Source organism: Mesorhizobium sp. LNHC229A00 (assembly GCF_000502415.1).
In the GTDB taxonomy this organism is placed as follows: Bacteria; Pseudomonadota; Alphaproteobacteria; order Rhizobiales; family Rhizobiaceae; genus Mesorhizobium.
Genome location: NZ_AYWQ01000018.1, coordinates 19,955 through 33,723, shown reverse-complemented (window position 1 = coordinate 33,723; position 13,769 = coordinate 19,955). Strand labels below are relative to the sequence as shown.

Annotated in this window: 16 protein-coding genes and 2 pseudogenes; 5 read left to right on the top strand and 13 right to left on the bottom strand. The window is 63.9% G+C overall.

The window, feature by feature from the left end; translation table 11 throughout:
- Positions 1-21: 21 nt before the first annotated feature.
- The gene (locus X742_RS144775; RefSeq protein WP_023774467.1) at positions 22-1,119 is read right to left on the bottom strand and encodes a putative zinc-binding metallopeptidase; all 1,098 of its coding nucleotides are present in this window, start codon (positions 1,117-1,119) and stop codon (positions 22-24) included.
- Between the two features lie 287 nt (positions 1,120-1,406).
- Between X742_RS144775 and X742_RS144780 the strand changes: the two genes are divergently transcribed.
- Positions 1,407-2,204 carry a lytic transglycosylase domain-containing protein gene (locus tag X742_RS144780; protein WP_023793574.1) on the top strand — a complete coding sequence of 266 codons (798 nt, stop codon included), beginning with the start codon at positions 1,407-1,409 and terminating at the stop codon, positions 2,202-2,204.
- A gap of 49 nt (positions 2,205-2,253) precedes the next feature.
- On the opposite strand, the gene X742_RS1000000175960 is transcribed toward X742_RS144780, so the two are convergent.
- From X742_RS1000000175960 to X742_RS144785, 3 genes are all read right to left on the bottom strand, one after another.
- On the bottom strand, positions 2,254-2,481 hold the full coding sequence (locus X742_RS1000000175960; RefSeq protein ID WP_023774465.1) for a hypothetical protein: 228 nt from the start codon (positions 2,479-2,481) through the stop codon (positions 2,254-2,256).
- Positions 2,482-2,796: 315 nt separating this feature from the next.
- Positions 2,797-3,231: a hypothetical protein gene (locus X742_RS0138165; protein ID WP_031248378.1), complete on the bottom strand. Its 435-nt coding sequence runs from the start codon at positions 3,229-3,231 to the stop codon at positions 2,797-2,799.
- Between the two features lie 171 nt (positions 3,232-3,402).
- Positions 3,403-4,626, bottom strand: coding sequence for an argininosuccinate synthase (locus tag X742_RS144785; RefSeq protein WP_023774462.1), 1,224 nt, complete (start codon positions 4,624-4,626; stop codon positions 3,403-3,405).
- Positions 4,627-4,940: 314 nt separating this feature from the next.
- Here X742_RS144785 and X742_RS144790 point away from each other — a divergent pair, with 314 nt between their 5' ends.
- Entirely contained in the window at positions 4,941-5,582 is a 642-nt protein-coding gene (locus X742_RS144790) for a LysE family translocator (RefSeq protein WP_023774461.1), read from the top strand.
- Here X742_RS144790 and X742_RS144795 read toward each other — a convergent pair.
- The 3 genes from X742_RS144795 to rlmN are packed head-to-tail and all read right to left on the bottom strand — an operon-like array spanning position 5,554 to position 7,705.
- Positions 5,554-6,027, bottom strand: coding sequence for a hypothetical protein (locus X742_RS144795; RefSeq protein WP_023774460.1), 474 nt, complete (start codon positions 6,025-6,027; stop codon positions 5,554-5,556). The two genes, X742_RS144790 and X742_RS144795, sit on opposite strands and share 29 nt — an antisense overlap.
- Positions 6,024-6,473, bottom strand: a complete 450-nt coding sequence (locus tag X742_RS144800) for a hypothetical protein (protein ID WP_023774459.1) — start codon at positions 6,471-6,473, stop codon at positions 6,024-6,026. The genes X742_RS144795 and X742_RS144800 overlap by 4 nt, the downstream gene beginning before the upstream one ends.
- Complete coding sequence (gene rlmN, locus X742_RS144805) at positions 6,470-7,705, bottom strand: 23S rRNA (adenine(2503)-C(2))-methyltransferase RlmN (RefSeq protein WP_023774458.1); 1,236 nt, start codon at positions 7,703-7,705, stop codon at positions 6,470-6,472. Before rlmN ends, X742_RS144800 begins: the two co-directional genes overlap by 4 nt.
- 277 nt (positions 7,706-7,982) lie before the next feature.
- Between rlmN and X742_RS144810 the strand changes: the two genes are divergently transcribed.
- Positions 7,983-8,282, top strand: coding sequence for a hypothetical protein (locus X742_RS144810; RefSeq protein ID WP_023774457.1), 300 nt, complete (start codon positions 7,983-7,985; stop codon positions 8,280-8,282).
- Between the two features lie 82 nt (positions 8,283-8,364).
- On the opposite strand, the gene X742_RS04920 is transcribed toward X742_RS144810, so the two are convergent.
- Positions 8,365-8,862 (bottom strand): DUF305 domain-containing protein, encoded by a 498-nt coding sequence (locus tag X742_RS04920; RefSeq protein ID WP_023774456.1) that lies wholly within the window; start codon positions 8,860-8,862, stop codon positions 8,365-8,367.
- Positions 8,863-9,044: 182 nt separating this feature from the next.
- Here X742_RS04920 and X742_RS144815 point away from each other — a divergent pair, with 182 nt between their 5' ends.
- Positions 9,045-10,400: a chloride channel protein gene (locus X742_RS144815; RefSeq protein ID WP_023774455.1), complete on the top strand. Its 1,356-nt coding sequence runs from the start codon at positions 9,045-9,047 to the stop codon at positions 10,398-10,400.
- 53 nt (positions 10,401-10,453) lie between these two features.
- Here the strand turns inward: X742_RS144815 and X742_RS144820 are convergent, their stop codons facing one another.
- The 3 genes from X742_RS144820 to X742_RS144830 all read right to left on the bottom strand — a co-directional run bounded on the left by X742_RS144820 (position 10,454) and on the right by X742_RS144830 (position 12,041).
- Positions 10,454-10,957 carry an invasion associated locus B family protein gene (locus tag X742_RS144820; protein WP_015314944.1) on the bottom strand — a complete coding sequence of 168 codons (504 nt, stop codon included), beginning with the start codon at positions 10,955-10,957 and terminating at the stop codon, positions 10,454-10,456.
- 286 nt (positions 10,958-11,243) lie between these two features.
- The gene (locus tag X742_RS144825) at positions 11,244-11,606 is read right to left on the bottom strand and encodes a YkvA family protein (protein WP_023774454.1); all 363 of its coding nucleotides are present in this window, start codon (positions 11,604-11,606) and stop codon (positions 11,244-11,246) included.
- A gap of 138 nt (positions 11,607-11,744) precedes the next feature.
- On the bottom strand, positions 11,745-12,041 hold the full coding sequence (locus X742_RS144830) for a 4a-hydroxytetrahydrobiopterin dehydratase (protein ID WP_023774453.1): 297 nt from the start codon (positions 12,039-12,041) through the stop codon (positions 11,745-11,747).
- Positions 12,042-12,091: 50 nt separating this feature from the next.
- Here X742_RS144830 and X742_RS0138160 point away from each other — a divergent pair.
- Positions 12,092-12,541: pseudogene (locus tag X742_RS0138160) on the top strand (low molecular weight protein-tyrosine-phosphatase); the annotation flags it as partial.
- Positions 12,542-12,552: 11 nt separating this feature from the next.
- Here the strand turns inward: X742_RS0138160 and thpR are convergent.
- Both thpR and X742_RS144835 read right to left on the bottom strand, forming a co-directional pair.
- Positions 12,553-12,939, bottom strand: a pseudogene (gene thpR / locus X742_RS1000000173010) (RNA 2',3'-cyclic phosphodiesterase); the annotation flags it as partial.
- Between the two features lie 128 nt (positions 12,940-13,067).
- On the bottom strand, positions 13,068-13,703 hold the full coding sequence (locus X742_RS144835) for an arylesterase (protein ID WP_023774451.1): 636 nt from the start codon (positions 13,701-13,703) through the stop codon (positions 13,068-13,070).
- Positions 13,704-13,769: the final 66 nt, after the last annotated feature.

Genomic DNA, 13,769 nt, shown 5'->3' with positions numbered 1-13,769 from the left:
GCAGCAGCGCATGCGTTCCGGCTAAAATGCGCGAGCCAACTCACGATTTGTTCCGCCGTCCACCGGCAAGCCGGTCAGAAGATCGTGTACGAACGCCAGTTTCCGCGCCGTCGCGTCCGAAATGACGAAGGGGTAGAGGTCGGGGAGGCCCATGCAGCGGTTGATCGAATTGGAGGCTTCCGACAGCACCAGCCAGCGGGCAAGGATCTTGTCGAAGGGCTCGGGCGTGTTGGCGGGCTCCGAGGGTGCTGCCCGCGGCTCGCCCCCGGTATCGCCCCGCGGCAGTTCGTTCGCCTCCACCGTCTCCAGCCGGCCGAGCGGAAAGTTCAGCGCATGCACCATTTCCAGCGTGTCGGTGATGTGCAGGTGGTGGGCCCAGGTCTCGGCCCAGTCCTCCCACGGATGCGAGGTGGCGTAGGCCGAGATGTGGTCTTGCTGCCAATCGGGCGCCGCGCCATTGGCGTAATAAGCTTTCAGCGCCTGTTCGTAGTCGGCACGCTCGTCGCCGAACAAGGCGCGGAACGCTTCCAGCCTTCGCGGATCGTCGCGGATCAGGCGGTCCCAGTAATAGTGGCCTAGCTCGTGGCGGAAATGGCCGAGCAGCGTGCGATAATTCTCACCCATCTGGACGCGACGTTTTTCGCGCTCGGCTGAATCGGCTTCGGCGACATTCAGCGTGATCAGGCCGTTGTCGTGACCAGTGAGAATCCGTTCGCCGCCCGGGCCGCCGCCGATCGGATCGGCGAGGAAGTCGAAGGCCAGCCCGATCTCGTCCGTCGGGCTCTGCTTGGGCGCCACCGGCAGGCCGAAGGCGAGCAGCGAATAGATGGCGCGCTTCTTCGCCGCCTCGACGCGAATCCAGCGGCGGCGATTGCCGTCGACCGAGAGATCGGGGATCAGCTGGTTCAGCACGCAGGCACGGCAGAAGACCTGTTCCGGCTCGGCCATCCAGTTGCAGGCGCATTCGTCGGCATTGGTGCACTGGATCGCGCCGTCGACGCCTGACAAGACAAAGCGCGCGTCCTCGGGATCATAGAGCACGAGACTGCTGCAGTTCAGGCACTGGGCATTCTCGAAATAGAGACGGTGGCCGCAATGCGGGCAGTCGAAAAGTTTCATTTCGATCTCAATTCATCAGAAGGGATGCATGGCGGCCCGTGCCCAAACGCGAACCACCGGCCGGTGTTCCGCGCTCCATCGCGACTATTTTGCTTCCCCGGTCCAGGCGCGCCTGCCCGGTCCATGGGCGGCATCAGAGTCTTCATGCCTGACACTCGCCATAATAATCACTTGATCGTAGGCAAATTCCCCGCCATTCGCCAGCATCGCGCCACAGACGGTGACAAATGCGCGTTTCGCTGGCAAATTCGCAAACGGGACGTGAATCAGGCAACGAGGAGAACAACATGGCATTTCTTGCCAAGGGTAGGATTTTAGCGGCGGCGGTGGTGGCGGCGCTGGGGCTGGCAACCGGTGCGCAAGCGGCGGCCAGCTGCGGCAAGACCGGCGCCGGCTTCGACGCCTGGAAGCAGGACTTCGCCGCTGAGGCCAAGTCCGAAGGTGTCGAGTCGAGGGGTCTGGCCGCTCTGGCCGGCGCCACCTACGCAACAAGGACGATCTCCGCCGACCGCGCCATCCACAAGGCTTTCAGCGGATCGGTGGACGATTTCATGAAACGCCGCGGCGGGTCGGCGATCATCTCCAAGGGCCGTTCGCTGAAGAAGTCGAACGCGGCGCTGTTCAACCAGATCGAAGCCAACTACGGCGTGTCGCCGGGCGTGCTGCTCGCCATCTGGGGCATGGAAACCGGCTTCGGTGCTTCCATGGGCAACCAGAACACAGTCTCCGCCATTGTGACGCTTGCCTATGATTGCCGCCGTCCCGACTATTTTCACCCGCACGCCATCGCGGCTCTGAAGCTGGTTGATCGCGGAGCGTTGACCGCCTCGTCGGTCGGCGCCATGCATGGCGAGATCGGCCACACGCAGTTCCTGCCCGGAAATGTCTTGAAGTATGCGGTCGGTAGCGGAAACCTGCGCGACAAGGCCACCGCTTTGGCCTCCACCGCCAACTTCCTCAAGGGTCACGGCTGGCGGGCTGGCGCCAGCGCCCAGTCGAACATGGGCGCGATCGCCGGCTGGAATTCCGCAAGCGTCTATCAGCAGGCCATCGCCCGCATCGCCACCGCGATCGACGCCGATTGATCGAACCGCACGGCATTGAACGAAAAACCCGGCCTCCGCGCCGGGTTTTTCATTTCACGTCGAGCGCATAGGAGCAGCCGGCCAGCGTCCTGCCCCCGTGGGACTCGACGGTCGAGACGTTGAGCGTGATGCGCGTGGCAAGGCTCACACCGCTGGCGTCCTCGCTGCTTTCGGCCACGACCTTCTCGCCGAGGAACTTGTCCGGCGTCGAAACCGTCGCCGGAACGTCGAGCTGGCGAGCGAGGTCCGGCGCGGCGATCCCGTCGAGCACCGCCATCGGCCCGGTCGCGGTAAGACGATTGTCCCCGTATCGCGTCCGAAGACATGGATCGGAGCGGGCAGCTCATACTGCCGCAGGAAGGGATTGCCGGAAGCGGCCTCCTTCCAGCCGAGGGTCTGCCCCACATCCGGCTCGCCGGCCAGCCAGAGGGCAAGACCATTATACGCTGGCACATTGGCCCTGCATTCGATGAGGGCGGCGAGGTCCAGGGAGGCGAGGTCGAAATCCCCAGCGGCGACCGGCGTCGCGAAAAGCACCAGCGGCACCAGCCATTCCCGTGAAATGGCCGGCTTCGATCCCGTCACGTCGCTCTCAATGATTTGCCCAGCCGCTCAACGGGCATTTCTGGGAAATGGGAACCTGGAAGGCGCCGTCAACACCGCTGCAGTTGCGAAATTTGAGCGACAGCGGCGCCGGGGCTTGCGTGACCTTAGCAGGCTTCGGCTTGCCCTTGATGACCATCCAGATTTCTGTCGGTTGGTCGAGTTGCAGCCTGTTGATGTCGGAATAGCTGACCCGGCCGCTGCGTACGCCATCGGCGAGGCGCTGGCAGAACAAAGTCGGCATGCGCGCCTGCGATGTGCCCATGAAAGAAGCCATATCGTGCTTGAATGAAATGTTCCATACGCGGACGGCGCCAAGGCACCCTTCCAACCCCGCGTCAGGGGCGCGTTTCGCGGCCGCTTGTGATGACTGGCACCCGATGAGAGCGACGGCTGCCGCAAGCAGAAGAACATTGTTTTTCATGTCAAAGCCCCTTGATCCCGTGCAAGAACCTAAATGAAGCCGCTCAGAGATCAAGGACCAACTTGTCTGGAGCGTTTTTGACTTCCAGTATATTAGACAGATAAAATAAAACCCGACGTCTCCGTCGGGTTTCGTAAGCGTGAGTTGGCGAAAGCCAGGCCGCTGCCCGGTTCAGCCTCGGCGGTTGCGTGCGGCCAATGTCCGCAGCCTCAGCGCATTGAGGCGGATGAAGCCGGCGGCGTCCTTCTGGTCATAGGCGCCACGGTCGTCCTCGAAGGTGACCAGCGCGTCGGAATAGAGCGTCTTCCCAGACTTGCGGCCGGTGACCATGACATTGCCCTTGTAGAGCTTCAGCCGCACCGTGCCTTCGACGTCTTCCTGGCTCTTGTCGATCATCGCCTGCAGCATCAGGCGCTCGGGCGAGAACCAGAAGCCGTTGTAGATGAGCTCCGCGTAGCGCGGCATGAACTCGTCCTTGAGGTGCGCGGCGCCGCGGTCGAGCGTGATCGATTCAATGGCGCGATGGGCCACGATCAGGATGGCGCCTCCCGGCGTTTCATACACGCCTCGCGATTTCATGCCGACGAAACGGTTCTCGACCAGGTCGAGCCGGCCGATGCCATTGTCGCGGCCGAGATCGTTGAGCGCGGCCAGCATGGTGGCCGGCGACAGCTTCTTGCCGTTGAGCGCGACCGGGTCGCCCTTCAGGAATTCGATCTCGATCTCGGTGACGGCATCCGGCGCGTCCATCGGCGACACGGTGCGCTGATGCACGAATTCCGGCGGCTCGCTCCACGGGTCTTCCAGCACCTTGCCCTCGGAGGACGAGTGCAGCAGATTTGCGTCGACGGAGAACGGTGCGTCGCCCCTCTTGTCCTTGGGCACCGGGATCTGGTGCTGTTCGGCGAAGTTCATCAGGTCTGTGCGCGATTTGAACGACCAGTCGCGCCACGGCGCGATGACCTTGATGTCGGGGTTCAGCGCGTAGGCCGAAAGCTCGAAACGGACCTGGTCGTTGCCCTTGCCGGTGGCGCCATGCGCGATGGCGTCGGCGCCGGTTTCCCTGGCGATCTCGACCAGGTGCTTGGAGATCAGCGGCCGCGCGATCGAGGTTCCCAGGAGATAGGTGCCTTCGTAGACGGTATTGGCGCGGAACATCGGGAACACGAAGTCGGCGACGAATTCCTCGCGTACGTCGACGACACGAATGTCCTTGATACCCATCATCTCGGCCTTGCGGCGCGCCGGCTCCAGCTCGCCGCCCTGGCCGAGATCGGCGGTGAAGGTGACGACTTCGGCGCCGAGTTCGGTTTGCAGCCATTTCAGAATGATGGATGTGTCGAGGCCGCCGGAATAGGCGAGCACGACCTTCTGCACGTCTTTGGTCTTGGACATTTCTGCTCCGTCGAAAAGCGGACGCTTGAGGCAAGGCGTCAGGGATTGTCGGAGCGCCTTTTAGCAGGAACGGCAAAGCGAGCAAGCGCACGCGGCGCCAGCCTTCTGATCCAGCGCGGCAGTGCGACGCCCGGCTTGATCGGGAGCAACGATCTCGGGGCCATGCCGCCGGCCACCAGGCGCTCAAGAGCGCCGCCTTGAAGCGCGGCGAAAACTGGCCGAACCGCTCCAGCTCCACCGGAGGATGCGCCGGCCCCATCTGGCGTCGGCGCGATGCATCCTGTATACGCCCCGAATCTTCCCGGGGCCTTGCCATGTCCTTCATTCCCGACACCACCACGCTGATCCAGTTCGCCATCGCCACCGTTATCCTGGCGATCACGCCAGGCCCCGACATGACGCTGTTCGTGTCGCGCACACTGAGCCAGGGCCGCGCCACCGGCTTCGCCTCGATGGCCGGCGCGCTGTGCGGCACGCTGATCCACACCACGCTGGTGGTGGTCGGCGTCTCGGCGCTGATCGTCGCCTCGCCGATGGCTTTCTTCGTGCTGAAGATCTTCGGCGCCGGCTATCTCGTCTTCCTCGCTTGGCAGGCGATCACCAAGGGTTCGGCTTTCTCGCCGGAAAAGAAGACCGGCCCGCAAATCTCGCTGTTGCGCAGCTGGGCGGCGGGGCTCGGCGTCAATTTGCTCAACCCGAAAATCATCCTGTTCTTCATGACCTTCCTGCCGCAATTCGTCTCCGCGCACGATCCGAACGCGCCGGGCAAGCTGTTCTTCCTCGGCTCCATGTTCATCGTGCTGTCGATCCCGGTGACGGTACCGATGGTGCTGGCGGCTGAAAAATTCGCGGCGGCAATGAAAGCCAGCCCCCGTGTGACGCGGGTGGTCGACTATCTTTTCGCCGGCGTGTTCTCGGCGTTCGCGCTCAAGATTCTGACGGCCCAGGCGAAGTAGAGACCTTCCACCAGCTTCCTGCCCAGCGCCCGGCGGCAAACCAATAGAAGATGCCGCCGACCATGCCGCCACCGAGCACCGCCATGATGGCGCTGGCTTCGGTGACCGCGAAAGCGGAATCGCGGACATTGTCGACGAGGCCGAGGAAAACCCCCGCCACCACCGCGCCGGCGAGGGCGTAGAACAACCAGTCGCGCCGACCGAGGATTTCGGCAATCAGGATGACGACCGCCGCCGGCATGAAGCCGAAATAGGCGACGAACAGGGCGACGAAGGGAATTGAAAAATAGAGCGACGCCGTCGCCGCCGGATGCGCTTGCGCCGGCGCGTAGCCGAGCGAGGCCAGGAACAGGATGTTGAGGAAGGCGCTCGCCGCCAGCGAGGCTACGGCATAGCCGAACAGGATGATGGCGAAGCGCACGATGTACGCGACGAGACGGTTCATTGGGGATCACGGCCCCTGAGACGACCGGAGCCGCGTCCAGCCAGAAGCCAGTAGACCCAGCCTGCGGCAATGCCGGCGGCGGCCAGAAAACCCAGGAAGCCCGGATTGAAAACGAAGCCTCCGGCCGAGCCCGGCACAAAAACACCGAAGGCGATCGACGTGACCGCGCCCGTGACCGCGAAGTAGAACCATCCTCGCAGCGCCAGCCGTTCGGCGACGAAGATCGCTGGGCCGACGATCAGCAGCGCGCAGATGGCCACGGTCAGCACGGCGAGCGGGAAGGAGGCCAGCCAGTCGAACGTGAAAATGATTGACCAGTTGCCGTCCTCGATCCCGGCCAGCAGAACGATCAGCAGCACAGGCACCAGGATCGAGGTCAGCACGGCGGCGAGGTAGCCGACTGCTATCACCGCGAAACGTGTGAGGCCGGCGACGAGACGGCTCACACCTCGCCGTGCCCCGCGATCATCATGGCTTCCAGCGCCAGCCGGTCGACCTTGCGCATGCGTTCCGATTCCGACTTCAGCTGGCCGCAGGCGGCCAGGATGTCGCGGCCGCGGGGCGTGCGGATCGGCGAGGCATAGCCGGCATTGTTGATGTAGTCGGCGAACTTCTCGATCGTCTCCCAGTCCGAGCATTGGTAGTTGGTACCCGGCCACGGGTTGAACGGGATCAGGTTTATCTTGGCCGGAATCCCCTTGAGCAGCTTGATCAGCCCCTTGGCGTCCTCGATGGAATCGTTGACGTCCTTCAGCATCACATATTCGAAGGTGATGCGCTTGGCGTTGGAGAGGCCGGGATAGGCGCGGCAGGCGGCGATCAGTTCCTTCAGCGGATATTTCTTGTTGATCGGCACCAGAAGGTCGCGCAGATCGTCGTTGGTCGCGTGCAGCGAGATCGCCAGCATGACGCCGATCTCCTCGCCGGTGCGGAAAATCTCGGGCACGACGCCCGAGGTCGACAGCGTGATGCGACGCTTGGACAGGGACAGGCCGTCGCCGTCGGAGGCGATCAGCAGCGCCTTCTTCACCGCCTCGAAATTATAGAGCGGCTCGCCCATGCCCATCATGACGACGTTGGACACTTTCCGGCCCTCGGCCGGCACGATGGCGCCATCCGGCGTGTCGCGATCGGGGAAGTCGCCGAGCCGGTCGCGCGCGGTGAGCAACTGCGCCAGGATTTCTTCGGCGGTCAGGTTGCGCACCAGCTTCTGCGTGCCGGTGTGGCAGAACGAACAGGTCAGCGTGCAACCGACCTGCGAGGAGATGCAGAGCGTGCCGCGGCCTTCCTCGGGGATATAGACCGTCTCGATCTCCACCGGCCGGCCGGCGCCGCGCGGCGGAAAGCGGAATAGCCACTTTCGCGTGCCGTCGGCGGAAATCTGCTCCTCGACGATCTCGGGCCGGGCAACGGTGAAATGCTTGTCGAGTTCGGCGCGCAGATCCTTGGAGATGTTGAACATGCCGGCGAAGTCGGAAACGCCGCGCACATACATCCAGTGCCAGAGTTGCTGGGCGCGCATCTTTGCCTGACGCTCCGGCACGGTGCCGGATTCGACAAGAGCGGCGGCGAGTTCCGTCCGCGTGAGGCCGATCAGCGATGGCTTTTCGGTCCGCGCGGCACGGCCGCGCAAGGCGTCACGGGCGCCGTCGGCGGTAAGATCGAGTGAAAGGGTCATGGTTGCACAGATATAAGCGGTTTGCGGCCGATTTCATCCATCGGCCCGATATGAAGGGCGGCGCATAGCACAGGTTGAGCGCGAAGTCATGCGGTGCACGCCAAACCGGGTCTGCCGTCGGTGTCCCGATCGCGACCGTCCCCGTGAAGGACGATCGAGGCCGGCCGAGGGAATGTCGTTGGCGGCGATCACTTAGTCGTGTTGGCGTAACGATCCCCCTCGCGGCTTCGAACCCTGAACGGGGCAACTGTGCCCCTACAGAATGGGAGAATGCAGGATGAAATCGATCAAGCTCGCCGTCATTGCCGGCCTCGCCGCGCTTTGCGCCTCGCAGGCGTTTGCCGAGGACACGATGGGCACCATGAGCATGATGAAAGGCGGACAAGTGACGGCGATCATGCCCGACGGGCATATGGGCACCATGACGCCGGACGCGAAGATGGGCGCCGACATGATGAAGATGGCCAAGCCGATCAAGCACTGCATGATGATGATGACCGACGCCAAGGGCAAAGCCTACATGATCGACACCTCGACCAAGAAGGCCCAGGCCGAATGTGAAAAAATGGCCATGTGACCATCTCGCAAGGACTTGCCCGCCGGCTTTGAGGCCGGCGGGACGGGCAGCTTTCATATTGTCCGCGCGTCCATCCCCGCGCCTACCGGTCGATGGACAGCGTATCGATCCCGGTGCTCTGGTCGGTTTCCGGCGGTGGCGGCGCGGCCTCGCGGGCTCGGTAGGACGGCAGGTCGGGAGCGCCGGCCGCTACGGGATTGGCTTCGAGCCGCGCGATCAGACGCTTCATTTGCGTGATCTCGGGCACCTGTGCGTCGATGATGCCGTCCGCGAGCTTTCGCACCTCCGGATCGTGGATATGGGCGCGTTCGCTGGTCATGATCGCGATCGAGTGGTGCGGGATCATGGCCTTCATGTAAGAGACGTCGCTCACGGTTTCCTGGCTTCTGACCAGCCACAAGGCACCAGCGAATACGAGCATGCCACCGATGACGATGCCGACATTCGCGGCCACGCTCTCGTACATCCCCCACATGAAGCCGATCATGACGATGGCCATGGCGGCGCCCATCACGATGGCCATCCACACCCGGGTCTGGCTGAAGAAAACATGATCCAGCGCATAGGTGTTCAGGTACATGAGCCCCTACATGAGGACCGTGGAAACCAGGATCATCGCGGCGAATCTAACATAGCGCATGACCGCGGGCTCCTTGCTCAAAGGCACCGCGACTGTGGCCTTTTGATCCCGTCCGACCGGCAGACTCGCGCTTGATCGGCGTCATGCCTGTGTTAGGGCTGGGTTTTCCCCCGAGGACAGACATGGCCGGCCAATCGCGAAAACACCCCATGCTGCGGCGTTCGCGCGCCATGTGGGCCTCGCGCCGCGTCTGGCAGCCGCGTCTGGTGTTCTGGGCGGGAGCCATCTCCATCGGCCTGATCAGTGTGCTGTTCGCCGTGCTGGCCGACAAGGCGCAGGCTCTGTTTCATGTCGTGATCGGCAATGACGGCGGCTGGCGCTTCTATCTGCCGCTGGCGATCACGCCGCTCGGCTTTGTGCTGTGCGCCTGGCTGGCGCACGCCGTCTTCCCGGGCTCGCAAGGCAGCGGCATTCCGCAGGCGATCGCCGCCCGCCACCTTCGCGACGACGACGACCGCAGCCATATCCTGTCGCTCAGGCTGGTGGTGGGCAAGATCGCGCTCACCCTTGTCGGCCTGTTCTGCGGCGCTTCGATCGGCCGCGAGGGACCGACCGTGCAGGTCGGCGCATCGCTGATGCTGCGGGCGGCGCGCTGGGGCGGCATGGCGCAGGCGCGCGGCCTGATCCTGGCGGGGTCGGCCGCCGGCATCGCCGCTGCCTTCAACACGCCGCTCGCCGGCATCGTCTTCGCCATCGAGGAGATGGGCCGCACCTATGAGGCGCGCACCAACGGGCTGGTGCTGACGGCGGTCATCCTGGCCGGCCTCGCCTCCCTCGGCGTGCTCGGCAACTACACCTATTTCGGCGTGTCCAAGGAGACGATCTCGTTTGCCGTCGACTGGCCGCTTGTAATCGCCTGCGGCGTCATCGGTGGCGGCTTGGGCGCCTTGTTCTCGTTGCTGGCCCTCAAGGCGACGCGGCGTATCCGACGCTGGAACGCGCTGCAGCCGCTGTGGCGCGCGCTGCTGGTGGCCGCGATCTGCGGACTGGGGGTCGCGGTGATCGGCATCGCCTCGGGCGGGCTGACCTTCGGCACCGGCTACGCGCAGGCGCGCAGCGCGGTCGAAGGCACGCCGCTGCCCTGGTTCTTCTTTGCCGAGAAATTCGGGGCTGGCCTGCTGTCGATGATCTCAGGCATTCCCGGCGGCATCTTCGCGCCCTCGCTGGCGGTCGGCGCCGGCATCGGCAGCTCGCTCGGCCTGATGTTCGGGAGCAGCGCCGGCGTCGCGGCCCTGCTCGGCATGGCAGGCTATTTCGCCGGCGTCGTGCAGGCGCCGATGACGGCTTTCGTCATCATCCTGGAAATGACCGGCAATCACGACAATGTCATCGGCCTGATGCTTGCTTCGATGCTGGGCTACGGCACGGCGCGGCTGATCTCGCACGAGCCGCTTTATCACGCCCTGTCGCGGGTGTTCATCGCCGAGGCGATCCGGCGGCGGCGGGCGGAGGCAGCACCGGAATCAGGGCTGGGCTGAAAAAGCAAAGGCCGGGCGTTACGGCCCGGCCTTCGGTTCAAAAACGAAGATAGCTATTTGCACTTGGCGATCGAGGACAACGCCGCCGAAATGCCCTTAAGCGAGAAGACATAGTTCGTGGGATTGCCGCGGCCCGACTTCGCCGACACCTTCATGTCGGTTCCGGTCTTCATCGCCGCGATCAGCACTGGCTCTTCCGCCGCGTTCTCGACCCAGGCCGATTTGCCGCGCGTGAACATCGAGAAGCTCTTCTTGTCGATGGTGACGGTGGCCTTGGAACCTTCCTGGAAATTGTAGCCGGCGATGAACTGCGGTTCATAGGACACCTGCTGGCCGGGTCGCTGGCTGACGAAGAAGAACATGTCGCCATGGTCGAGCGTCGGCGGCTGCTTGTCGGTCGGCACTGTCAGCACGTAGCAGACCTTGCCGCCCGAAGCCTGGTAGCTGTAGGTTCCCCAGGCATTGTGCTGGCCGATCTTGGTCGCCTGCTGCGCCAGCGCCGGCGCCGCCGAGGCCGCCAGGACCAGGCTCGAAACTAGTGCAATCAATCCGCGCATCGTTTTTCCCGTATTCCAAATGGTGCGGAGGCGGGCCGCGTGGCGTCCTGCCGTCGCTTCATTTTGATTTAATCTGGGTTACCAAACGGTGAATTCCCCAAGAGAAAAGGACCTTCACCCCAGGAAACCGCCGCCATTTCCGCGCCGCCGCCTTGTCAGCGGCCGGCTCGGTGTCCCTTTGGCGACTTGGAGGCCACGAAAACGGCAAGAGTTTGACTTTTAACCCGCCGCTGAACGCCCCTGTCCAGAGGTCGAGCCGTCGCGGCGGAATTCGGCCGGCGGGACTTCAGCCCTTGTCGGCGATGGCGTCCTTGGCGGCTTGCCGGTGCGCGGGCGTGATATGGGCGCTGACGGCGGTGATCGCGGCGGTCAGCACGGCGATGTCGTCGGTGAAGCCGAGACCGAGGATGAAGTCGGGGATGAGGTCGACCGGCAGGACGAAATAGGCGAGCGCTGCCACCAATATGCCCTTGGCGCGCAGCGGCGTCTTCTTGTCCATGGCGCAGTAATAGGCGGCGACGACATCTTCCATGAACGGAATCTGCCGAGCGGCCTTCCTGGCCGTGCGCCAGAACTTTTCGCGCACTTCGCCCTCGCCGGCCAGCTTGTCGCCAAAGCCGAAAAAATCAAAACCGGATTCTCGCGCCATCTATCTCTCTCCTTGCGGATCCCATGCGCATACCGGCGCATGCCGCCGATCAAAATGTGGTGAAAGCCGAACCGGGCTGCAAGATGCCGGCGCCGATTTGCGGGCCCGCGCCCGGCCTGGACGCTGGACAGCCCGCGTTCAGCCGCCGAAATAGCGGTTCATCTTCTTGGCGAGGTCTATGTCGAGCGCCGTCACGCCGCCGGCGTCATGCGTGTTCAAGGTCACATTGACTGTCTTGTAGACATTCGACCAATCGGGATGGTGGTCCATCTTCTCGGCGGCCAGCGCCACCCTGGTCATGAAGGCGAAGGCTTCGGAGAAATTGACGAAGGTGAAGGTGCGGCCGATCGAGGCGCCATCCTGTGCCAGTGTCCAGCCCTCAAGCCCTGTGAGCGCCGCTTCGGCGGCCTCCCTGCCCAGTTTCTCTCTCGTCATGTCCGCTTCCCGTGCTAATGCGCTGAAGTCGTCACCATAGCGCCGGATCCATGATCGCGAAGCCCATAAATTCCATTCTTTTCGTCTGCCTCGGCAACATCTGCCGGTCGCCGCTGGCCGAAGGCGTCCTTCGCGCCGTGCTGGCGGAGCGCGGATATGGCGGCGATATCGTGCTCGATTCGGCCGCGACCGGCGGCTGGGAGGTCGGCTCCGCTCCCGACCCACGCTCGATCGCCATCGCGTCTCACCACGGCATCGACATCTCGCGGCAGCGGGCGCGCAAGATCATGGCGGAGGATTTTCACCGCTTCGACCTGATCTTCGGCATGGACCGGTCCAACGTCGCCGACCTGAAGGCGCTGGCGCCGGCGGCGGTGCGCGACCGTATCCACCTGTTCCTGGAATTCGCCGAGGGAAGGCCGCGCGATGTACCGGATCCCTACTATGAGGACCAGCAAGCGTTTGCCGAGGTCTATCGCATGATCCGGGAGGCGTCGGAGGTGNGCGGGCTCGAATTGCGCAGCCGCGCCAGCGTCACGTGCGGCATGAACCTGCGCGGATCGGCGGGGATGCCGAGCCGTTGGCAGATGCGCTCGATTTCGGCCTGGAGAGCCGCCAGATCGGGCGAGGGCGAAGCGCCGGCCCACACCGCATGCGGCTTCTTCTGGCCGAACGCGCCGACACCCGACAGCGTCAGCGAAAAGGACGGGCGATGCACCCGGTCGAGCGCGTTGGCGATCTCGTCGGCGACATGGCCCTGGACGTCGCCGATGAAGCGTAGCGTCAGATGGTAGTTTTCGACGTCGATCCAGCGGGCCCCGGGCAGACCGCCCCGGAGCAGGGACAGCGAAAGGGCGGCATCACGCGGAATTTCGAGGGCGGTGAAAAGACGCGGCATGAAGAGCCTCCCTTCCTCGAATCGAAACTGTCATCCCTAGCGAATCATCGATAATCAAATGGAGCAAGTGGTTTGTTGGTCGCGGATGCAATCTAAAGCTTCCGCAACGGAACCGGTTCCATCCGACGTCACGATCCGCCTGGCATGGCCTTCTCGACGGTGGGCAGGATGCGTTCGACCATCAGGTCGACGCCGCGAGCACTCGGATGCAGGCCGTCCTCGAGTTGCAGGCCGGGCTGGCCGGCGACGCCGTCGAGGAAGAACGGATAGAGCGGAACATCGTATTTGCCGGCCAGGTCAGCAAAAATTGCGTCGAAGGCGCTCTGGTAGTCGGCGCCGAGATTGGGCGCCGCCCGCATGCCGGCCAGCAGCACGGCAATCTTTCGCTCTTTGAGCTTGCCCAGCATCTCGTCCAGATTCCTTTTCGTGATGTCGGGCGCGACACCCCGCAGCATGTCGTTGGCGCCGAGTTCGAGGATCACCAGCTGCGTGCCGTCAGGCACCGACCAGTCGAGCCGCGCCAGGCCGCCGCTGGAGGTGTCGCCGGAGACGCCGGCATTGGCGACGATGACGTCATGGCCCTTCGCACGAAGTGCTGCCTGCAATTTATCGGTAAAGCCCTCGCCCGGGCCAAGGCCGTACCCCGCCATCAGGCTGTCACCGAAGCCGACGATCTTGAAAGGCTCGGCGCGCACCGACGAGATGCCGCCGCAGATGGCGAGGAAAACGATCAGGCCTGCGGCAAAGCGGCGTTTGAAAGACATGCGGCAGGTCCCATATGACAGAGAATTCTTCCGGCGATGGCTTCCGACAGGCAGAGCCTCCCTTCA